Here is a 21,489-nt window from a genome sequence, read left to right as displayed (position 1 = left end):
GGTGTAGGTGCCGCGCCGACTCAGGCCGGGGCCGTCCGGCGGGGCGCCGAGCCCTTGCGCGACACTTCGCGCAGCGTCGCTTCGGCGTCGGAGAAGCGCAGCGTCAGATGCGGCAGTGGCATGGTCTGACCGCGCTCGTCGTAAGCTTCCTTCACCCGCCGCAGGAACTCACGCCGCACTTCCCATTGCGCCATCGCCGCGACACGGATGCGTGCCCGCACGATCAGTGCCGATTCCTGCCACTGGTCCACGCCCGCCATTTCCAGGTCGCCGAGCATGCGGCCGCCGAAGTACTCGTCCTCGCGCATCGCCTTGGCGACATCGAACATGATGGCGTAGATGTCAGCCACTCGGTCGGTCGGCGCCATCCGCACGTCGATCACCGCATTGGCGAATTCGCGCGAGCGGCTGGTGACCGTCGTGATCTCGCCGTTCGGGACGAAATGGACGTTGCCTTCGTAGTCGCGCAGCCGCACATAGCGCAGCGTCACCTCTTCGACCACGCCGCTGTGGCCGGCGATATCGACGATGTCGCCGACGCGGATCTGGTTCTCCAGCAGCACGAAAAGTCCGGAGAACAGATCCTTCACCAGCGACTGGGCACCGAAGCCGATGGCGATGCCGGCGACACCGGCGGTGGCCAGCAGCGGGGCGACCGAAATGCCCAGCGCGCTCAGCGCGATGCCGCCGGCCAGCACGAGGATGACCACCGATGCCGCGTAGCGCGCGACCCGCACCAGCGTGTCGATACGCTTGATGTCTTCCGCGCAGTCGGTGCGCCGGCGCAGCGTTTCGTGGATCAGCCGTATCGAGCGCCGGGCGAGGTGCTGCAGTATCCAGGCGAGCAGCAGGATCAGGAACAGCTTCACCGCGAGGTCAAGCACCTGAGGCAGGCGGTCGCCCGCCCATGCGTAGAGCCAGGCGGCGGTCTGTGTCCAGTCGTTCATTGTTGTGGTCTCTCCCTGTTTGCGTTGTCCGGGATAGACGCGACCGCTCTGTCCGGGGGCGGTTCCTCGCTGTAGGAGGAGGACTACACGCCCACGGGGCGCGACCGTCGGCAGGCAGCCCGGTAGAATCCGCCGCATGACATCCAACCCGCTTCTTTCCGGTCTGAACGAACAGCAGTTCCAGGCCGTCACGCTGCCGTCGCAGTCCGCACTCATTCTCGCGGGTGCCGGGTCGGGCAAAACGCGCGTGCTGACCACGCGCCTGGCCTGGCTCATTTCGACCGGCCAGGTGTCGCCGCACGGCATCCTCGCGGTCACCTTCACCAACAAGGCGGCCAAGGAAATGCTGGCGCGGCTGACCGCGATGCTGCCGATGAATGCACGCGGCCTGTGGATAGGCACTTTCCACGGTCTGTGCAACCGCATGCTGCGCGCGCACTGGAAGGAAGCCGGGCTGCCGCAGCTGTTCCAGATCCTCGATTCGGCCGACCAGCTGTCGGCCATCAAGCGCATGCTGAAGGCGCTGAACATCGACGACGAGAAATTCCCGGCGCGCGACCTGATGTACTTCATCAATTCGGCGAAGGAGCAGGGGCTGCGTCCGCACGAGGTCGAGGCCTTCGACGACTTCGCGCGCAAGCGGGTCGAGCTGTACCAGGCCTACGAGGCGCAGTGCCAGCGCGAGGGCGTGGTGGATTTCGCCGAGCTGCTGCTGCGCTGTCACGAGCTCCTGCAACGCAACGAGCCGATACGCGCTCACTACCAGCGCCGTTTCCGCCACATCCTGGTCGACGAGTTCCAGGACACCAACGTGCTGCAGTACCGCTGGCTCAAGCTGCTGGCTGGCCTCGGTACCGAAGGGCAGGCGGCGGTGATGGCGGTCGGCGACGACGACCAGAGCATCTACCGCTTCCGCGGCGCCGAGGTCGGCAATATGCGCGACTTCGAACGCGAGTTCCATGTCGACAACGTCATCCGGCTGGAACAGAACTACCGCTCGCACGGCAACATCCTCGACGCCGCCAATGCGGTGATCAAGCACAACAGCGGGCGGCTGGGCAAGAACCTGTGGACCGAAGCCGGTCACGGCGAGCCGCTGCGCGTCTATGAAGCGTTCAACGACATCGAGGAAGCGCGCTGGGTGGTCGAGGAAATCAGGGCGCTGATACACGACGGCACCGCGCGCGACGACATTGCGCTGCTTTACCGCAGCAATGCGCAGTCGCGCGTGCTCGAACACGCGCTGTTCTCGGCCGGCATTCCGTATCGCGTCTATGGCGGTTTGCGCTTCTTCGAGCGGCAGGAGGTGAAGCATGCGCTCGCCTACATGCGCCTGATCGCCAATCCGCACGACGACACCGCGTTCACCCGCGTGGTCAATTTCCCGACCCGCGGCATCGGCGCGCGTTCGCTGGAACAGCTGCAGGACGCGGCGCAGGCGCATTCCACCAGCCTGTATGGCGCGCTGAATTTCCTGACCGGCAAGGCGGCGCAGTCGGTCGGCGCCTTCATCAAGCTGGTCGATCAGCTGCGTTTTGCCTGCGAAGGACTGAAGCTGCCGGAAATGGTCGAGCAGGTGCTCGAACTGTCCGGCCTGCGCGCGCACTACCTGACCGAGAAGGAGGGTCAGGAGCGGGTGGCCAACCTCGACGAAATCATCAATGCGGCCGCCAACTTCATTTCCGAGGAAGGCTACGCGCAGGTCGCCGCCGAGGACGAGGCGGCGCCGCCCGACCCGCTGTCCGCCTTCCTGTCGCACGCTTCGCTCGAAGCGGGCGAGCATCAGGCTGACGCCGGTCAGGCCGCGGTGCAGCTGATGACCGTGCATTCGGCCAAGGGGCTGGAATTCGACGTGGTGTTCATCGGTGGTCTCGAAGAAGGCCTGTTTCCGCACGAGAACTCGGTGCTGGAGCGCGACGGTCTCGAAGAGGAGCGCCGGCTGATGTACGTCGCCATCACCCGCGCGCGCAAGCGGCTCTATCTGTCGTTCGCGCAGTCGCGCATGCTGCACGGACAAACCCGCTACAACCTGCGCAGCCGCTTCTTCGACGAAATTCCGGCCGAACTGCTGAAGTGGCTCACGCCACCGGCCAGCGCGCGCGGTTACGGCGGCTTCGGCAGCAGCAGTGCCGCGCTGTCGGCACCGGCGAGCAGCAATCCGCGCAGCTTCGGCAGCGGCCGCCGGACTACCGCGGTCAATGACAGCGGCTTCCGCGTCGGCCAGCAGGTGAGCCACGCCAAGTTCGGCGCCGGCGTCATCGTCAATGCCGAAGGGTCGGGCTCGGACGCGCGCGTCCAGGTCAATTTCGGTGCGTCGGGCGTTAAGTGGCTGGCGCTCGCCGTGGCCAAGCTGTCGCCGGCCTGATCGCTCATGAGCGCGCGCCTCCGCCTCTTCTGTTTCGCAGCGCTGCTGTCGGCAGCCGGCGCGGCCGCGGCGTCGGAACAGTGGCGTACCGCCCATCTGCGTGGCGAGTGCGATACGGCGCTGGCCGAGGCGCGTGGCGCCGCCGAGAAGGGCGAGCCGGAGGCGATGCTGCAGATGTCCGACTGGCATTTCTTCGGCACCTGCCTGGACAAGAACGACACCGAATCGGCGCGCTGGGCGCTGCTGTCGGCGGAGGCCGGGCTGGCGCGGGCGCAGGTCGTGGCCGGGCAGATCCGTGCCAGCGGCATCGGCGTCGAGCGCAATGCGGCCGAGGCACGCCGCTGGTACACACTGGCGGCCGAAGGCGGTGACCCGGAAGGCATGCTGTTGCTGGCCAAGCTGATCGAAGCCGACACTGCCGACCCGCTGGCGCCGGAACTGGCGCTGGCCTGGGTGCGGCGCGCGGCCGACAGGAACTACGCGCCGGCCTATGTCCATCTGGCGGCGATCTACAGCGGCGGCGGTGCCCAGACCGACTACGCGGAATCTGCGCGCTGGCTGGAGAAGGCGATGCAGGCGGGCTACAGGGACAATTCGGTCTGGGTCGCCTGGTCCTGGGCCTGCCTCAATCTCGGCCGCTACGACGAAGTGCTGCAGGCGGCGACCAAGGTGCCGAACGACGCGCCGGAATTCAAGGCGGCGCAGATCAACCACGCGCACGCACTGTTACTGAACGGACAGATAGGCAACGCGCGCGAGGTATACGCCGCCAACATGACCCTGCGCGGCGCCGACGAATTCCGCCGCATCCTGCGCGAGGACTTCGCCGAACTGCGCCGTTCCGGACGCGATCATCCGGGCATGGCGCGCATCGAGAAGCTGTTCCTGTCCGGCAAACCCTGAGCGACGTGCACCGCGACCGCCATCGCAGCTATGCCGAACTGTCGTCCGCGCATCGCGAGGGCATCGACTACCACGTCACCGTAGAGCGACGCGGCAGCGGGGTCGCCATCGTCGCGCCGCATGGCGGGCGCATCGAGCGGGGCACTTCGGAGGTGGCGCGTGCAATCGCCGGCGACGACTTCGATCTCTACCTGTTCGAAGGCGCGTTGCCGACGATGAACTTCGAAACCCTGCACATTACGAGCACCCGCTTTGACGAGCCGCGCGCCCTGTCGCTGATCGCCGACTGCGACGCGGTGCTGGCGGTGCATGGCGTGGCCGATACCGGCGAGCGCGCGCTGCTCGGCGGCCGCGATCGTGCGCTCGCCTGCGCCATGGCCGATCGTCTGTACGCACGCGGCGTGCTCGCGCAGACCAGCGGCCATCGCTACCCCGGCCTCGATCCGCGCAATCTGTGCAACCGGGGGCGGCAGGGCCGCGGCGTGCAGATCGAACTGAGCGACCGCTTGCGCGGCGGTCGCTACGAAAGGGCAGTGATCGATGCCGTTCGTGCTGCCCTGCATGGACGGGTCATGACGCGACGCTAGAATGCGAGGCTGACCTCGTCAGCAACCCGTCATGCGCACTCCCTACCTGCTTGCCGGATTCATCGTTGCCCTCGTCGCGCTGGTTCTCGGCCGGCTCATCCATGACGACTCAGCGCGCGCTGGCGACGTGCCGACGCTGCGTGCGCTGTATTCGATCGAGCCACCGTTCGCCTACATCGACGCGCGCGGCCGCGTCACCGGCGAGGCGCCGGAAATGCTGCGCGTGCTGGCCAAACGGGCCGGCCTCGGCGAGGTCGAGTTCATCCACACCGAGTTCGGCCAGTTGCTGCACGATCTGCAGATCGGTCGCGCCGACATCGTCGCCAGCGGTCTGTTCGTGACGCCCGAGCGCGCGCAGCGCGCACGCTTCACCCGGCCGACCGCGCAGGTATCGTCGGCGCTGCTGGTGGGTGCCGGCAATCCGCTCGACCTGCATGGCCTCGACGACATCGCGGCGCACCCGGATGCGGTGCTGGCCGTCATCGACGGTGCGGTCGAACTGACCGTGGCCAAGCGTGCCGGCGTACCGCCCGCCCGCATACAGCGTCACGGCGACGCGACCAGTGCGGCGGTGGCGGTAATCGAGGGCCGGGCCGACGCGCTTGCGCTGTCCGACGTGTCCTTGCGCCACATGCTTGCGGTATCCGGTCTGACCGGCGTCGAACTGGCGCAGCCCTACCGGCCGCCGCAGCGCGAAGGGCGTGGCGAAGCGGGCTGGCCCGCCTTCGCGCTGCGTCCGCAGGACGAGGCGATGGCGCGCCGCATCGACGAGGCGATGGCCGGCTATCTCGGTTCGCCCGAGCATCGCGCACTGGTTGCCGCCTTCGGCTTCGGTCCGGACAACCTGCCGGCGCCGGCACAGCGATGAACGGGCGCAGCGCAATGGCGGGCGGCCCGCCGGTATTCGGTCTCGCGCTGCTGCTTTGCGCCTGCATGGGCCTGATGACCTATGCGCACATGCGCTGGGACGACAGCCTTGCCGCCGCACTGACCGCGCGCGACAACCTGGCGCAGTCGCGCCGTTACGCGCTGCTTGCCCAGCTCGATACCGAGCGCCTGCTGACCGGCGTGACGACGATACCGCGCACCCGTGTGATCGCCCATCTGGACCGTGCCCTCACGACCGCGCGCGACCTGCGCAGCGGCGGTGGTGCCATCGCCGGCTTCTCGGTGCGGGTGCCGGTGGCGGGCGACGTGGCCGCGGCCGCCGATGCCTACGTGGCGGCACTGGCCGATGCGCGCGCCATCATGGAACGCCAGCTCGACGGATTCGAAGCGGGTGGCAGCGCACTGCTGCTGGCGCAGCGCGCGGTCGATAGCCGTGCGGTCGCGCTGGAGGACGCATTGCTGCGCCATCTCGCGGCACAGCGCCGGCTGCTGCGCCAGCACGACACGGCGACGCTGGCGCTGGTGGCGGTACTCGGTCTGCTCGTGCTGTTCTATCTGTACGTTGCGCACCGGCGTCGCGATGCCGCAGTCGATGCGCTGCTCGGCAGCGAGTCGCGCCTGCGCGCCTTCGTCGACAGCCTGCCCGAGATCGCCTTCATGCTCGACCGTCACGGTCGCTATATCGAGTCCTTCGGCAATGGCGGCGCCTTGCTCGCATCGCCGGCGGAAACCCTGGTCGGTCGCACCGTCGAGGAGGTGTTCCCGGCCGACGTGAGCAGCCGCTTCCTCGCGGTGATCCGCCAGGCGCTGGCGCGGCAGCGCACGCAGTCCTACGAATACACGCTGGAACTGGCGGGCCGGCAGGTGGTGTTCGATGCCCGCGTGTCGCCGGTACCCGGCAGCGACCGCGTCGTCTGGGTGTCGTGGGACGTGACCGCGCGCCGCCGCGCCGAGGCGCACGTGCAGGCGCTGGGCCGGCTGTACAACTTCCTCAGTCAGGTGAACCAGACCATCGTCTGGTCGGCCGATGAGGACGAGCTGTTCGAACGCATCTGTCGCGTCGCCATCGAGTTCGGCGCCTATCGCTTCGCCTGGATCATGCGCGCCGACGACAGCGGCACGCTCGCGCTGCGCGCCAGTGCCGGCAGCGCGGTCGCCGATCGCGCGCAGCTGGTCAGTGCATCGTCCACCGACGCCGGCAGCGTCACCGCCGCGGTCATGCGCAGCGGCAAGCTGTGTCGCCTGTCGGTGCTCGACGGCGACGACGCGTGGATGCCGGCAGCGCGGGCTGCCGGTTGCACGGGCTACGTCGGCCTGCCGATCCGGCTCGACGACAAGGTGGTCGCGGTGCTTGGCCTGATTGCGCGCGAGGTCGACCCGGAGGACGAGGACGAAGCGCGTCTGCTCGACGAGGTGATGATGGATCTGTCGTTCGCGGTGCGTCGCCTGCGCGACGACCGCGACCGCGCGCGCGCCGAACAGTCGGCGCGCCTGCTGGCGGCGGCGCTGCGCAGCACCCGCGATGGCGTCGTGGTGACCGACCTCGACGGCGTCGTGGTCACCGTGAACGAAGCCTTCTGCGAACTGAACGGCCTCGATCCGGCCGCCACCGAAGGATGCACGCTGGTGTCGCTGCTCGATGTCGAGGGCGCCGAGGGGCTGTATGCCGATATCGACCGCGCGCTGCGCGGCGGCGGCTTCTGGCAGGGCGAGGTGGCGGCGCGGCGGCGCAACGGCGAAGCGTGGTCGGGCTGGCTGTCCTGCGCCACCGTGCACGACGACGACGGCCGGGCGACCCACCGCGTCAGCGTGCTCACCGACATCACGCAGGCGCGGCGCACCGAGGAAATGCTGCATCACCTGTCGCAGTACGACCCGCTGACCGACCTGCCCAACCGCGTACTCATCCAGTCGCGCCTGATGCACGCGATCGATCTGGCCGCGCGGCGCGGCACGCGCGTGGCCGTGCTGTTCCTCGATCTGGACAACTTCAAGACCATCAACGACGGCCTCGGCCACGCCGCTGGCGACGAGGTGCTCGCTGCCGTCGCGCAGCGCCTGCGCGCGCGCTTGCGCCGACAGGACACGCTGGGCCGGCAGGGCAGCGACGAATTCGTGCTGCTGCTCGAAAACCTCGACCAGCCGGGCGAGGCGGCGCTGGTCGCCCAGGGCGTGTTCGACAACCTGAGCGCACCGGTGCGTCTGGCCTCCGGTCAGGACATCTACCTGCAGGCGAGCATAGGCATCAGCCTCTACCCGGACAACGGCAACAGCGCCGAGGACCTGATCCGCGACGCCGACGCGGCGATGTACCAGGCCAAGCGCAGCGGCCGCAACACGCTGCGCTTCTACACCGACGCCTACACCGACGAGGCGACGCGGCGGCTGTCGCTGGAGACCGGTCTGCGGCGCGCGCTGGAGAACGACGAATTCGAGCTGCGCTTCCAGCCGCTTGTCGACCTGTCCGACGGTGCCCTGATCGGCGCCGAGGTGCTGGTGCGGCTGTCCGCCGCGGCCAGCGTGCACGCCGGCCCGTCGCAGTTCATCCCGATCATGGAAGCCAACGGACTGATCGTGCAGCTCGGTGAGCGCGTGCGCGAGCTGGCCTGCCGGCAGGGGCGCGCCTGGCTCGACGCCGGTTACCAGCTCGGCACCTTGGCGGTCAACATGTCGGTCGCCGAGATCCGCCGCGGCGGGCTGGAACGGCGCATCGAGCGGCTGCTCGGCGATACCGGCTTTCCGGCTGCGCTGCTCGAACTCGAAGTGACCGAATCCAGCCTGATGGAACAGGGCGACGAAGCGCGTCATTTCCTCGATGCGATCAAGCGGCTCGGCTTGCGCATGGCGATCGACGACTTCGGCACCGGCTATTCGTCGCTCGCCTACCTGAAGCGACTGCCGGTCAACAAGCTCAAGATAGATCGCAGTTTCATCTGCGATCTGCCGGGCGACGCCAGCGCGGTCGAACTGGTCGACACCATCATCACGCTCGGTCACAAGCTGGGCATGTCGGTGCTGGCCGAGGGCGTCGAAACCGAGGGCCAGCGCGATCTGCTGCGCGCGCACGGCTGCGACGCCTGCCAGGGCTATCTGTACGCCGAACCGCTGACGGCTGCCGAGTTCGAACGTCGCTTCCTGCGCCCGGCGCCCCGCGCGCAATGAACACACGACACCAATCCTTTCAAGCGGTATCGGGCGCCGTCGCTAGAATGATTGGTCGCGGGTCCGCCTTCCGGGCCCGGTCCGATTTCAGCGAGTTGCCCGTGCAGTCCGCAATGTCCCCCGATGCTTCGAGATGCCCGCGCCCGAACAGGGTGACGGCATGACCGCCCCTGCCGCAGGCGGTGGCGAGCACACGCCGCAGCTCGGTTTCGCGCAGCGCAGCTATCGCGCGCGGCAGGCCGGGCTGCTGTTCGGCTTGCCCATGGTGCTCGCTGTGCTGTACGAGCGCGGCGACCTGTCGTGGTCGTCCTGGCTGCTCTGGCTGGGCCCCTTGCTGCACGCACTGCTGTGGCCGCATCTCGCCTGGTGGCGCGCCCGGCAGTCGCGCGATCCCTTCCGTGCCGAAGGCGACAACCTGCTGGCCGATCATTTCTTCGGTGGTGCGTGGACCGCACTGATGGCCTTCAACGCCGTGCCCTCGCTGCTCATCCTCGCGCTGATGAGCATGGACAGTGTCGCCGGCTGTGGTCCGCGCCTGATGCTGCGCGGCCTGCTGGTGCACGCGGTGGGGGTGTTCGCCGGCGTGCTGCTCTACGGTTTCGACTGGCAGCCACTGTCCACTCTGGTTGTCGTCGCCGCCAGTGTGCCGATGCTGCTGCATCCGATCGCCATCGGCTTCGTCACCAATCAGGCGCTGCGCAAGCTGCAGCGTCAGCGCGAGGCGCTGGAGACGTTGAGCCGGATCGATGCGCTGTCCGGCCTCGCCAACCGCGGTCACTGGGAGGTGCAGGTGCGCAAGGAATTCGCGCGCTACCGTCGCTACGGGCATACGGCCACGCTGGTGATGGCCGATCTCGATCACTTCAAGTACATCAACGACCGCTACGGCCACGCCGCGGGCGACGAGGCGATCCGTCGCTTCGCCGCGCTGCTCGCCCGCGAACTGCGGATGAACGACACGGCCGGCCGCTACGGTGGCGAGGAATTCGGCATCCTGCTGCCGGACACCACCGGCGAGGGCGCACGCGAAATGATGGCGCGCCTGCGTCAGTGCCTGCATGCCGAACCGCTGATCGACGGGCACGTGGTCACCGCCAGCTTCGGCGTGGCCGAACTGACGCCGATGCTCGATACCTGCGAGGCGTGGATGCGGGTCGCCGACCAGATGCTGTACCGCGCCAAGCACGCCGGCCGTGATCGCATCGTGCTGCCGGGCCCGGGCGGCGGCGAGGTCGACGGCGGGCCGATCACCGGCGAAGAGGGCATGCCGCCGCATCTGGCGGTGGCTGCAGCGCGGCCGGACGTGCTGCGCCAGTTGCTGACCGGCATCGACATGAGCGAAACCGCCTTCGCGCTGTTCGATCCGGTCGACCGGCTGGTGCTGGCCAACGCCGCCTTCATCGAAATGTACTGCGTGCCGGCCGGCGATCTCCGCTTTGCCGACCTGATGCGTCATTGCTACACGCACCGCATCGGACCGCGCATCGAAACCGACGACATCGAAGCCTGGCTTTCCGCTGCGGACAGCAAGCGGCGCAGCCGGCCGTGGCGCTCGTTCGATGTCGACATGATGGACGGGCGCATCCTGCGGGTCGAGGAAACGTCGTTCGGCGAAGGCTGGGTGCTGACGGCGATCCGGCGCTAGGGTCTGTTCGCATTGAATCGCGGGCCGCGCGCGAATCCCGATGCGTCCGGATCAAGGCGGGCCGACGCAGGCTGACTGATCGTCAGGCCAGGAGGCCCCACGCGGAAGCAGACCCGGGCGTTGCCGCTCAGCTGCCGTTGCGGAACGGCGCGGCGAGGTCGCCGGCGCAGTTCAGGTACTGACCCGTCACGTCGCGCGGCGCCGGGCCGTTGAACGGCAGCTCGACGTCGCCGCCGATCTGGCCCAGCACCAGGCGACCGCCGAAGAACAGGAAGTTGCGCATCAGCGTCGCCCAGTCGAGCTGCTTGTCGGCTTCGAAGCCGGGCAGCGTGAGCTGGCCGTCCTGAGCGACCAGCAGTATGGCGGGGCGGAACTGCTCGACTTCCAGCCGCGCCAGCACCGGCAGTCCCGGATTGCCCGGCGGCGGCTGTACCTCGACGCGGGCATTCACCTCGTCGCCGTCGCGCTGGCGCACGATGCGGATGTCCCAGCCGGAGACCGTCACCGCGGTGCCGCAGCCGCGCGGCCAGCCGTTGTCCAGCTCGACCACTGCGCGGTAGCTGCCAGCGACGCTGTCGGCGGCCGCCAGCGGCGCGGCGGCCAGACATGCCAGCAAGGAGAGGAGCAGGGCGCCGTGTTTCATGCCGGCTCAGACGCCGCCGGGCGTCCGGAGTTCGCAGTGCTCGCCCGCGGCCCGCTCGGCCTCAGTCACCACCACCGCCGCCATCGCCACCACCTCCACCGCAATCGCTGCCGCCGTCGCCAATATGGGTGCAGCCCGAATCGTTGCTGCTGCCGGCGATGCCGCTGCCGTCCGCTTGCGAGCCGTGCTGGCGCTCGCGCAGGCGGCGCAGACCGCCGGTCAGCAGCCACACCAGCGCCGCGACAGCGATCAGCGCGACGACGAAGCCGCTCACGCGCCGTTCAGCAGCGTATGCAGAGCGACGAATTCCTGCGCCAGCTTGTGCGACGGCGCGAAGTGGATCAGTGGCAGTGCCGCCTCATGCGACTCCTTCACCTTGACCGACGGCGACAGCGTCGCGTCGAGCACCGGCAGGCCTTCGTCGCGCAGTTCCTGCACCACGCGGGCCGGCAGGCTGGAGCGCGCCTGGTACTGGTTCACGACGATGCCTTCGAGCTTCAGCGCCTCGTTGTGGTCCGCGCGGATCTCTTCGATGTTGTCGATCAGCTGGTACAGCGCCTTGCGCGAGAACTCGTCGCAATCGAACGGGATGAGCACCGATTCCGCCGCAATCAACGCGCAACGCGAATAGAAATTCAGCGCCGGCGGCGTATCGATGTAGATGTGGTCGAACTGGTCCAGCGCTTCCAGCGCCTCGCGCAGCTTGTAGATCTTGTAGCGCGATTCCAGCTTGTTCTCGAGTTCGGCCAGCTTGGCGCTGGCGGTCATCACGGCCAGACCCGGGTGGGCGGTGTCGGTGATGAATTCGGTGGTGTCTTTCGGCGTCAGCTTGAAGTTCAGGATCTGGTCGAAGAAGTCGGCGGCGCCAAGCTCGACGCTGTCCGCCGCCTTGCCCAGCAGATAGTTGCTGGAATTGCCCTGCGTATCGAGGTCGATCACCAGCGTACGTTTGCCGCTTGCCGCGCTGATGGCGGCGAGGTTGCAGGTGATGGTGGACTTGCCGACGCCACCTTTTTGGTTGAACACGACGCGACGCATGACGGACTCCCTGACCGAAAGAGGCATTCTGCCAAATCATTGGGTGCAGTGCACAATAAGCGTGCCGATTGCGGCCGTCGCGCGCACGCGCCGCGACGTGAAGGGCAACAGACCCCGATCATGACCGGTAGAATTCCGCGCCAATCACCATGAGGGCAGGATGACCATGACGGATTTCGCTGTACGCATGCACCGCACCGGCGGTCCCGAAGTGCTGCAGTACGAGACGGTCGAGCCGGGCGCGCCTGCGCCGGGCGAGGCGCGCGTGCGCCAGCATGCGGTCGGCGTCAATTTCATCGACATCTACCACCGCAGCGGCCTCTATCCGGTGCCGCTGCCGAGCGGACTGGGGCAGGAGGCGGCTGGCGTGGTCGAGGCCATCGGTCCCGGTGTCAGCGATGTCGCGGTCGGTGACCGTGTCGCCTATGCAGGCGGTCCGCTCGGCGCCTACGCCACGGCGCGCAATATCGCGGCCGACCGGCTGGTACGTCTGCCGGACGGCGTTTCCTTCGATACCGCTGCCGCGCTGATGCTCAAGGGGCTGACCGCGCACTACCTGCTGCGCCGCACCTGCCGTGTCGAGCCCGGCGACGCGGTGCTCATCCACGCGGCGGCCGGCGGCGTCGGCCTGATCGCCTGCCAGTGGGCCCGCGCGCTCGGCGCCACCGTCATCGGCACCGTCAGCACGCCGGACAAGGCGGCGCTGGCGCAGGCCAACGGCTGCGAACACGCGCTGACCGGCGTGGCGCCGGCCGACCTCGCGGCGCAGGTGCGTGCACTGACCGGCGGCCGCGGCGTGCGCGTGGTCTATGACGGCATCGGCCGCGACACCTTCATGGCTTCACTCGACTGCCTGCAGCCCATGGGCATGATGGTGAGCTATGGCAATGCGTCCGGGCCGGTCGCGCCATTCGAGCCCGGCATGCTGGCGCAGAAGGGCTCGCTCTTCCTGACCCGGCCGACACTGTTCCACTACATTGCCGCCCGTGCCGACCTGGTCGCCGCGGCCGACGAACTGTTCGCCCGCGTACTCGACGGCACGCTGCAGATCAACATTCAGCAGCGTCATGCGTTAGCCGACTGTGCCCGCGCGCATGAAGCACTGGCCGCGCGTCGCACTACCGGCTCGACCATCCTGTTGCCGCAGTGAAGCATCCGCTGCACCGGCGACATCCTCTTTCGGAGCGCTTTTCGATGAAGTTTCTGTTGTCGCTGCTCGCCTGCTGCTGCATCCTGTCTCCCGCCGCGGCGCAGACGCCGGCGCAGACGGCCTTTCTGAAGGCCGAAACCCGCCGCATCGACGAGCAGTTCGTGCGTCGCGTGGTCGACATCACGAAGCTGCCGGCAGCGCAGGTGCGCGCCGCCATGCCGGCGGAAGGGCGCATCACCGAACCGTCGGCGCGGGTGGCTGCCGGCATCGAAAAGCAGCTGGGCGAGCCACTGAGCGACGAACAGAAGCAGGCCATTGCGCACGCGGACGAGGAACGTCGCAGCGCACTGGCCGCGGCACGTGCGGCAGCAAAGAACAAGTAAACACGCAGAAGCGCAGCAGGTCGGGAGAGAACTATGGGTTCGAAAGTGTGTGCCATCGTCGGCATGGGCTCAGGCGTCGGCGCCGCAGTGGCGCGGCGCTTCGCCGCCGAGGGCTATTGCGTGGCGATGATTTCGCGCGACGCCGGAAAGCTCGAACGCTATGAGCACGAACTGGCCGCGCGCGGCGTGACCGCGCAGGGTTTCGTGGTCGATGCCGGCAGCGACGAATCCATCGTGTCGGCCATCGAGAACATGCGGCAGGCGATGCCGCCGCCGGAAGTGCTCATCTTCAACGCCTCGGTGCCGCGCGAATGCGCACCGTCGGTGCTCGACCCGGAAGCGCTGGCGTCCGACCTGCGCATCGGCGTGCTCGGCGCGCTGACCGCGGCACGCGCCGTGCTGCCGGCGATGCGGGCGACCGGCCAGGGCAGCATCCTGTACACCGGCGGTGGCCTGGCGATGGAGCCGGTCGCCGCGGCCGCCTCGCTGTCGGTGCAGAAGGCGGCGCTGCGCAACCTCGTATTCAGCCTGCACCAGGAGCTGTCACCGGCCGGCGTGCATGCCGCCATCGTCACCATTGCCGGCGTGCTGCGCGAAGGCAGCCTGCTTGACGCCTCCCGTGTGGCCGACGCGTTCTGGACGCTGCACGCGCAGCCGCCCGGCCAGTTTGCACGCGAAATCGTTCTGTCGTGAGCGAGCGGGCAATGCGCAGCGTGCTGATCGCCAATCCCAAGGGTGGCGCCGGCAAGAGCACGCTGGCCACCAATGTCGCCGGTCACTGGGCCACCCAGGGCGCGCGCGTCATGCTGGGCGACATCGATCGCCAGCAGTCGGCCCGCCACTGGCTGGGCATGCGCTCGCCATTGCTGGCGCCAATCTCCACCTGGGAACTCGAGCCCGAACAGCCGGCCCGTCCGCCGCGCGGCACCACCCACGTCGTGCTCGACACGCCGGCTGGCCTGCGCGGCAAGCGGCTGGAGGCGATGCTGAAAATGGTCGACCGCGTGCTGATTCCGGTCCAGCCGTCGATCTTCGACATCCTCGCCACCGGCGATTTCCTGACCGAACTGGCCGAGCACAAGCGGGTCGCCGCGAACAAGGTGAAGATCGGCATCGTCGGCATGCGGGTCGACACCCGCACCCGCGCCGCGCACGAACTGGAGCGTTTCTGCGCCGGCCTCGAACTGCCGGTGCTGGCCTACCTGCGCAATTCGCAGCTGTACGTGCAGACGGCGGCGCACGGCATGAGCATTTTCGACCTGTCGCGCTCGCGCGCGCAGACCGACCGCGAACAGTGGCAACCCATCATCGATTGGCTGGATTCCCCATGAACAACTCGACACGTAACAGCAAGAGCCTCGCAGTCGTCCGCGACAGTTCCGAGCTGGATGGCGCCAAGGCGCGCATTCTGGTGTTCGCCGGCAGCACGCGCGAGGCCTCGTTCAACCGCAAGCTGGCGATCGCTGCCGCGCGCGCGATCGAGGAGGCCGGCGGCGAGGCGACGCTGATGGATCTGCGCGACCATCCGCTGCCGCTGTATGACGGCGATCTCGAGGCGTCGGCCGGGCTGCCGCTGGGTGTGCGCCCGCTGAAGGAACTGTTCAAGTCGCACGACGGCCTGTTCATCGCGTCGCCCGAATACAACGGGTCGATGAGCGCCGTGCTCAAGAACACGCTGGACTGGGTGTCGCGCCCGGCCGGCGACGAGGCGGGCACCGTGCCCTATGCCAACAAGACGGTCGCACTGGGCGCTGCCTCGCCCGGCGCGCTCGGTGGCCTGCGTGGTCTGGTGCATCTGCGCGCGGTGCTGCAGTCGGTCGGCGCGCTGGTGCTGTCGGAGCAGATCGCGGTCGGCAACGCCGCTTCCGCCTTCACGCCGGAAGGCGGGCTGGCCGACGAGCGGATGCAGCAGATGCTGCGCCGCACGGTCGCGCGCCTGGTCGATGTCGCCTCGCGCCTGCGCGATTGACGGAACGCGCCTGCGCGACTGAAGTTTTTCATTACAACAAACACGAGCCTGGAAGAGACATGAAATACCTGCGCCTGCGCCATAACGGCGCCGAACGCCTGGGCCGCATCAATGGCGATGCGGTCGAACTGCTGGACGGCGATCTGTTCGCCAACCCGGTACCGACCGGTGAGACCGTGCCGCTGGACGGCATCGAGTGGCTGATGCCCTGCCTGCCGCCGAAGATGGTCATCATCGTGCACAACATCCGCGCCGCAGTGGAAAAGGCCGGTCATCCGATTCCGGAAGATCCGCTCTACCTCGTGCGCTCGCCGCAGGCGCTGAACTGGCACCAGCAGCCCATCCCGAAGCCGGCCGGCTTCGACGGTCGCGTGTTCTACGAAGGCGAACTGGGCGTCGTCGTCGGCAAGGTCGCGCGCAATCTGGACGAGGCGCAGGCCGCCGACGCCATCTTCGGCTACACCTGCATCAACGACGTCAGCGCGCTCGAACTGGTGGACAAGAACCCGTCCTTCGGCCAATGGACGCGCGCCAAGAGCTTCGACGGCTTCGGCTGCTTCGGCCCGGTCATTTCGACCGACCCGCTGCCGGCCGACGCCGAAATCGTCACCACGGTCGGCGGCCGCGAACGCCAGCGCTACCCGGTGACCGACATGATCTTCTCGCCGGCGCAGCTGGTGTCGCGCATTTCGCGCGACATGACGCTGATGCCGGGCGACGTGATCTGCTGCGGCACCTCGGTCGGCGTGCTGCCGATGAAGCCGGGCACCACGGTCGAGGTCACCGTCAGTGGCGTCGGCACGCTGACCAACATCTACGCACCGACCGAGTAGGGCCGCCGCGGCATGAACAGCCGCGCTCCGATCGACCTGCGTCAATACGGCCGGCCGCGCGCACAGGCATCCTGAAAATATGGACGCCCACGCCGGCCTGCCCCATCTGCAGCCCATCCTGCTCTTCCTCGCCATCGCCGGTCTGGTGATGCCGCTGCTCGCCCGCGCGCGGGTGAGCCAGGTGGTTGCCTTCCTGGTGATCGGTGCGCTGGCCGGGCCGAATGGACTGGGTCGCATCGCGGCCGACCACGCCTGGCTGCGCTGGCTCACCATCGCCGACGGCGAAGGTGTGCGCGTGCTGGCCGAACTGGGCGTGGTGTTCATGCTGTTCGTGATCGGCCTTGAGCTGCCGGCGCGCCAGCTGTGGTCGCTGCGCCGCTGGGTACTCGGTGTCGGCAGCGCGCAATGGCTGGGCTGCGCTGCGCTGATCGGCGCCGTTGCGCTGGCCTTCGGCCACAGCGAAGAAACGGCGGTGGTGCTCGGCCTCGGTCTGGCCATGTCGTCGACTGCAGTGGTGATGCAGTTGCTGGCCGAATCCGGCCAGACCCGCTCCACCGTCGGCCGCATGAGTTTCGCCGTGCTGCTGCTGCAGGACATCGCCGTCGTGCCGCTGCTCATCCTGCTCGGTCTGATGGCCGGCCAGAGTGGAGAGGGCGGCGGCGGGCATTTCCTGATGCTGATGCTGACCGCGCTGCTGAAGGCGGCGGCGGCCGTGGCGCTCATCCTGCTGACCGGACGCCTCGTGCTGACCCCGCTGTTCCGCCGCGTGTCGGTCACCACCCAGGCCGACAGCTTCATGGCGCTGACGCTGTTCGCCACGCTTGGCGTGGCGGCGCTGACCGGCGCCGCCGGCCTGTCGATGGCGCTCGGCGCCTTCCTCGCCGGCCTGATGCTGGCCGAAACCGAATACCGTCACGCCGCGCTGCTCGCCATCGAGCCGTTCAAGGGTCTGTTGATGGGCCTGTTCTTCGTGTCGGTCGGCATGAGCCTCGATCTGCTGCAGGTGGCCGGCGACGCCGGCTGGCTGGTCGCTTCGGTGCTCGGCCTGTACGCCATCAAGAGCGCGACCATGTACGGCCTGTTCCGGCGCAGCGGCCTGAGCCGCGGCGAGGCGGCCGAGGCGGCGCTGCTGCTCGGCCAGGCCGGCGAATTCGGCTTCATCGTCATCGGCGTGGCCATCGCCGGTGGCGTGCTGGCCGGCGCGGTCGGCAATTTCATGCTGCTGGTGGTGACCTTGAGCATGTTCCTGACGCCGCTGGCGGCGCGGGCAGGCCGCGTGCTGCGGCAGAAGCTCGACACGCGCGAGGCCGACGCACCCGCGTCATTGCCGGGCGACGAAGCCGACGAGGACGTGGTCATCATCGCCGGCTTCGGCCGCGTCGGCCAGCTGGTGGCGCGCCTGCTCGACCGGGCCGACGTGCGCTGGGTGGCGATCGAGCGCCACGTCGCGGCGGCGGCCGAACATCACGCGCAGGGGCGACCGGTCATCGTCGGCGATGCTGGCAGGCCGGCTCTGCTGCATCACCTCGGCGCCGGCCGCGCGCGCGCCATCGTCGTCACGATGGACGACATGGCCGCGGCCCGCCACGTGGTACACAGCCTGCGCGCCGAGTTTCCGGCGCTGCCGCTGATCGCGCGTGCGCGCGATGCCGCACATGCGCGCGAGCTGTTGGCGGCGGGGGCCAGCGAAGTGATTCCCGAAGCGCTCGAAGCGGCGCTGCAGATGGGGGTGCATGTGCTCGACCGTGTCGGCGTCGATGCCGACACGGGCGCACGCCTGATCGAGTCGGAGCGGGCGGCCGGCAGCGCCTGAGCGCCGCCGGTCACCGGTTCAGGGCTTGACGCCCGGCGGCAGCGCCGGCTTGCTTTCGGTGGCCGACGGCAGCGGGTGGTCGTGACCTTCGATGGCCGGGTGTTCGTAGCCGGCGTGCACCTTGTGGGTGGCCGTGCTGGCGCCCGGCGGCAGGGCCGGCCTGTTCTCCACCGCGGTCGGCACGTGCTGGTCGTGGCCTTCGACTGCCGGGTGCTCCTGTCCGGCATGTACCTTCTTCGTCTTCGTGCTCACGCCAGGCGGCAGTGCAGGCGTGTTCTCGACCGCGGTCGGCACGTGCTGATCATGGCCCTCGACCGCCGGGTGTTCGTAGCCGGCGTGCACCTTCTTCGACTTCGTGCTGACGCCGGGAGGCAGCGCAGGCTTGGCCGCGACATTGGCCGGCTTCTTGCCCTTGACGGCCTCGGCCGGGTGGTCGGCGCCGGCGTGCTTGCCCGACGCGTCGGCCCATACCGGGCCGCTCATACAGAGGGAAAGCGCGATGACTGCCCATTCCTTTTTCATGATGTCTTCCTTCCGATTGGTGGGTTGTTTATAACCAGTCTGCGCTGGATTCCGCGCCGCAACATTGACATGACTCAAACGGCAGCAGGGAGCATTCTGCCGGCCGGGGTTATGCTTCCGATCCAATGAACATACCGTCTTCCCGGCTGCTTTTCCTGCACGCAAACGGCTATCCGGCGGGCGTTTATCGCGCCTTCCTCGATCTGCTGGCAACGCGCTGGACGGTCCACGCGATCGACACCATAGGCACCGAAGCGCAGCACCGGCCCGGTCATGGCTGGCGGCGCATGCGGGCGCAGGTGATGGACTGCATCGACGCGCTGCCCGACGGACCGCTGGTGCTGGTCGGCCATTCGATGGGCGGTTATCTCGCGGCAATGGCGGCTGCGCGGCTGCCGCAGCGGGTGTCACAGGTCGTGCTGATCGATTCGCCGATGGTGCTCGGCTGGCGGGCGACGCTGGTGTCGGCCGCCAAGGCCACCGGACTGACCTGGAAGCTCGGCCCGGCGCCGGTCGCGGCGCGCAGGCGCAACCACTGGGCGTCGCGCGAGGAAGCGCGCGCCCATCTGGGCAGCAAGGATTTCGTGCGGCGCTGGGCGCCCGGTGTGCTCGAAGATTTCGTCCACGCCGGCCTGCACGAGCACCCCGGTGGTGGGGTCACGCTGGCCATCCCGCGCGAAACCGAGCGCGACGTGTACGCGACCATCGCCCACCGTGATGCGCTGCTCGCCGTGCGCCGGCTGCGCGCCCGCGGTACGCCGGTCGGTTTCATCACCGGCAGTCATTCGGAAGAAACCCGCCTCGCCGGTCGCGAACAGAACCGCCGCTTCTGGGGTGCGAACTGGGTGGAACTGCCGACCGGCCATCTGGTGCCGATGGAGGCGCCGGAGGCGTGTGCGCGGGCAGTGCTGGAAATGATCGAGCGGGGCGGAGGCCGGTGAGCGCAATGCGATCACCGGCCCTTCCTGCAAGAGACGCTGAGCGCGATCAGACGCGGAAGCGGGCGATGGTCGAATCGAGTTCGGTGGCCAGCGCCCCGAGCTGATGCACGGTCTGTTCGGCGGCCAGCACCGAGTGGTCGGATTCCTCGACCATGTGGGCGATGCGTTCGACGTTGCTGGCGATGCTGTTGCTGGCCTGCGTCTGTTCCGCGGTCGCGTGGGCGACGCTGCGGATCTGGTGCAGCGCCTCGGTCGCGCCGTCGTTGATGCTGCGCAGCGCCGCCGCGGCCTCGCCGGCCAGCGCCACGCCCTTCTGTATCTGCGGGCGCACTGCTTCCATGCTGTGTACGACGGCGTCGGTGTCGGTCTGGATCGCCGCGATGGTCTGCGCGATTTCGCCGGTCGCCTGCGTCGTGCGCTCGGCCAGCTTGCGCACCTCGTCGGCGACGACCGCGAAGCCGCGGCCCTGTTCGCCGGCGCGCGCCGCTTCGATCGCCGCGTTCAGCGCCAGCAGATTGGTCTGTTCTGCGATTTCCTTGATGGTCTTGGCGATGCCGCTGATCTGGCGCGAACGCTCGGCCAGTTCGCCGATGCGCTCCGACGCGTCGGTGACTTGCCGTGACACGTCCTCGATGGCGCCGGCGGCGGACTGCACACGCTGTTCGCCGACGATGGCCAGTTCGGCCGAACGGCTGGAGTGGTTCTCCGAGTCGCGCGCACTGTCGGCGATCTGGCTCACGCTGACCGTCATTTCCTCGATTGCCGCGGCGGTCGAGGAGGTCGCGGACGACGACTGGCCGGAGGCCTCGCGGATCTGCTGCATGCGTTCGGCAATGTCGGAGGCCGCCGCGGTCAGCGACTTCGACCCCTGCTGGATGCCGCCTATCATGGTCTTCAGGCTGTCGCGCATGATGGACAGCGAATGCATCAGGCTGCCGTTGCGTGCCGATGGCATCGCCACGTCGAGTCGCCCGGCGGCGATTTCGGTGGCGGCCCGCATCGCGACCTCCGGCTCGCCGCCGATCTGCGCAAAGATGCGGCGCGAGGCGGTGATGGTCAGCGCCACGGTGGCCGCAATGACCGCCAGCGCGATGACCAGCAGCGTCAGCGCGTAGGACTTGAAGGCCTGTTCGATGTCATCGACGAAGAAGCCGGTCCCCAGGGTCCAGCCCCAGGGCGCGAAATGGGTGACGCCGTTCATCTTCGGCAGCGCCTCGCTGGCCCCCGGCTTCTTCGCTGGTACGGTGACGAAGGCGGGGTCGGCCTTGGCCAGCGCTTCGCGGTAGACGTCGGTGTTGGTGCGGCCGTCCGGGGCAACGCCACCATTGTCCTTCTGGCCGAGCTTTTCCTTGCGCACGTGGGCCAGCAGCACATCGTCGGCGCTGCGCGCGAACATGTAGTGATCGTCGCTCTGCAGGCCCAGCAGCGCCTCGCGTGCATGTGCCTGCGCCTGTTCGCGCGTCAGCGTGCCGGCTTTCTCCTGCTCGTGATAGCGCTGAAGAATGCCGGTAGACAGCTTGAGCAGCGTGACGATGCGCGCCTCGCGTTCGGCCATCATGGTCGAGCGGATTTCGCTCAGCGCGATGCCGCCTATCAGCACCAGACCGACGGCGGAGCACGACACGATCAGTGCCAGGCGAGTGGAAATCTTCACGGGGTCATCCCTTCGGTTCGCTATGGACGAAGGGTTCACGGCCGGG

General features: G+C 68.4%; 20 protein-coding genes. 14 read left to right on the top strand and 6 right to left on the bottom strand.

Annotation, left to right across the window (positions count from 1 at the left end):
* Positions 1–20: 20 nt before the first annotated feature.
* Complete coding sequence (locus WJU27_RS13055) at positions 21–947, bottom strand: mechanosensitive ion channel family protein (protein ID WP_341422373.1); 927 nt, start codon at positions 945–947, stop codon at positions 21–23.
* A gap of 136 nt (positions 948–1,083) precedes the next feature.
* Here WJU27_RS13055 and uvrD point away from each other — a divergent pair, with 136 nt between their 5' ends.
* The 6 genes from uvrD (at position 1,084) to WJU27_RS13025 (ending at position 10,497) form a co-directional block, all read left to right on the top strand.
* Entirely contained in the window at positions 1,084–3,312 is a 2,229-nt protein-coding gene (gene uvrD / locus WJU27_RS13050; RefSeq protein WP_341422372.1) for a DNA helicase II, read from the top strand.
* Positions 3,313–3,318: 6 nt separating this feature from the next.
* On the top strand, positions 3,319–4,215 hold the full coding sequence (locus WJU27_RS13045) for a tetratricopeptide repeat protein (RefSeq protein WP_296808678.1): 897 nt from the start codon (positions 3,319–3,321) through the stop codon (positions 4,213–4,215).
* A gap of 5 nt (positions 4,216–4,220) precedes the next feature.
* A complete protein-coding gene (locus tag WJU27_RS13040; RefSeq protein ID WP_020163321.1) occupies positions 4,221–4,802 on the top strand; it encodes a poly-gamma-glutamate hydrolase family protein in 582 nt (193 codons plus the stop codon).
* A gap of 31 nt (positions 4,803–4,833) precedes the next feature.
* Positions 4,834–5,670, top strand: a complete 837-nt coding sequence (locus tag WJU27_RS13035) for a transporter substrate-binding domain-containing protein (protein WP_020163322.1) — start codon at positions 4,834–4,836, stop codon at positions 5,668–5,670.
* On the top strand, positions 5,667–8,852 hold the full coding sequence (locus tag WJU27_RS13030) for a sensor domain-containing protein (RefSeq protein WP_341422371.1): 3,186 nt from the start codon (positions 5,667–5,669) through the stop codon (positions 8,850–8,852). Before WJU27_RS13035 ends, WJU27_RS13030 begins: the two co-directional genes overlap by 4 nt.
* A gap of 160 nt (positions 8,853–9,012) precedes the next feature.
* Positions 9,013–10,497, top strand: coding sequence for a diguanylate cyclase (locus tag WJU27_RS13025; RefSeq protein ID WP_341422370.1), 1,485 nt, complete (start codon positions 9,013–9,015; stop codon positions 10,495–10,497).
* A 127-nt stretch (positions 10,498–10,624) separates the two neighbouring features.
* Here WJU27_RS13025 and WJU27_RS13020 read toward each other — a convergent pair whose 3' ends face one another.
* The 3 genes from WJU27_RS13020 to WJU27_RS13010 form a co-directional block, all read right to left on the bottom strand.
* Complete coding sequence (locus WJU27_RS13020) at positions 10,625–11,140, bottom strand: hypothetical protein (RefSeq protein ID WP_341422369.1); 516 nt, start codon at positions 11,138–11,140, stop codon at positions 10,625–10,627.
* 61 nt (positions 11,141–11,201) lie between these two features.
* The gene (locus WJU27_RS13015; RefSeq protein ID WP_304005518.1) at positions 11,202–11,414 is read right to left on the bottom strand and encodes a hypothetical protein; all 213 of its coding nucleotides are present in this window, start codon (positions 11,412–11,414) and stop codon (positions 11,202–11,204) included.
* Positions 11,411–12,178 (bottom strand): ParA family protein, encoded by a 768-nt coding sequence (locus WJU27_RS13010; RefSeq protein ID WP_019915387.1) that lies wholly within the window; start codon positions 12,176–12,178, stop codon positions 11,411–11,413. The genes WJU27_RS13015 and WJU27_RS13010 overlap by 4 nt, the downstream gene beginning before the upstream one ends.
* Before the next feature lie 166 nt (positions 12,179–12,344).
* Here WJU27_RS13010 and WJU27_RS13005 point away from each other — a divergent pair, with 166 nt between their 5' ends.
* From WJU27_RS13005 to WJU27_RS12975, 7 genes are all read left to right on the top strand, one after another.
* Positions 12,345–13,328, top strand: coding sequence for a quinone oxidoreductase family protein (locus WJU27_RS13005; RefSeq protein WP_341422368.1), 984 nt, complete (start codon positions 12,345–12,347; stop codon positions 13,326–13,328).
* 44 nt (positions 13,329–13,372) lie between these two features.
* Complete coding sequence (locus tag WJU27_RS13000; RefSeq protein WP_020163328.1) at positions 13,373–13,711, top strand: hypothetical protein; 339 nt, start codon at positions 13,373–13,375, stop codon at positions 13,709–13,711.
* Between the two features lie 33 nt (positions 13,712–13,744).
* Positions 13,745–14,404 (top strand): SDR family NAD(P)-dependent oxidoreductase, encoded by a 660-nt coding sequence (locus tag WJU27_RS12995; RefSeq protein WP_020163329.1) that lies wholly within the window; start codon positions 13,745–13,747, stop codon positions 14,402–14,404.
* Positions 14,401–15,042: a ParA family protein gene (locus WJU27_RS12990; protein ID WP_341422367.1), complete on the top strand. Its 642-nt coding sequence runs from the start codon at positions 14,401–14,403 to the stop codon at positions 15,040–15,042. The genes WJU27_RS12995 and WJU27_RS12990 overlap by 4 nt, the downstream gene beginning before the upstream one ends.
* Entirely contained in the window at positions 15,039–15,680 is a 642-nt protein-coding gene (locus WJU27_RS12985) for an NADPH-dependent FMN reductase (protein WP_020163331.1), read from the top strand. Before WJU27_RS12990 ends, WJU27_RS12985 begins: the two co-directional genes overlap by 4 nt.
* A 59-nt stretch (positions 15,681–15,739) precedes the next feature.
* Positions 15,740–16,513, top strand: a complete 774-nt coding sequence (locus WJU27_RS12980) for a fumarylacetoacetate hydrolase family protein (protein ID WP_296808704.1) — start codon at positions 15,740–15,742, stop codon at positions 16,511–16,513.
* A gap of 79 nt (positions 16,514–16,592) precedes the next feature.
* On the top strand, positions 16,593–18,326 hold the full coding sequence (locus WJU27_RS12975) for a cation:proton antiporter domain-containing protein (protein ID WP_341422366.1): 1,734 nt from the start codon (positions 16,593–16,595) through the stop codon (positions 18,324–18,326).
* Positions 18,327–18,344: 18 nt separating this feature from the next.
* On the opposite strand, the gene WJU27_RS12970 is transcribed toward WJU27_RS12975, so the two are convergent.
* Positions 18,345–18,848 carry a hypothetical protein gene (locus tag WJU27_RS12970; RefSeq protein WP_341422365.1) on the bottom strand — a complete coding sequence of 168 codons (504 nt, stop codon included), beginning with the start codon at positions 18,846–18,848 and terminating at the stop codon, positions 18,345–18,347.
* Between the two features lie 125 nt (positions 18,849–18,973).
* Between WJU27_RS12970 and WJU27_RS12965 the strand changes: the two genes are divergently transcribed.
* Positions 18,974–19,789 carry an alpha/beta fold hydrolase gene (locus WJU27_RS12965; protein WP_341422364.1) on the top strand — a complete coding sequence of 272 codons (816 nt, stop codon included), beginning with the start codon at positions 18,974–18,976 and terminating at the stop codon, positions 19,787–19,789.
* 46 nt (positions 19,790–19,835) lie between these two features.
* On the opposite strand, the gene WJU27_RS12960 is transcribed toward WJU27_RS12965, so the two are convergent.
* Positions 19,836–21,443, bottom strand: a complete 1,608-nt coding sequence (locus WJU27_RS12960; protein WP_020163336.1) for a methyl-accepting chemotaxis protein — start codon at positions 21,441–21,443, stop codon at positions 19,836–19,838.
* Positions 21,444–21,489 lie beyond the last annotated feature (46 nt).

This window comes from Methyloversatilis sp. NSM2 (assembly GCF_038066675.1).
In the GTDB taxonomy this organism is placed as follows: domain Bacteria; phylum Pseudomonadota; class Gammaproteobacteria; order Burkholderiales; family Rhodocyclaceae; genus Methyloversatilis; species Methyloversatilis discipulorum_A.
Note: the sequence above shows the minus strand (reverse complement) of the source record. Positions and strands in the feature narration are given on the sequence as shown.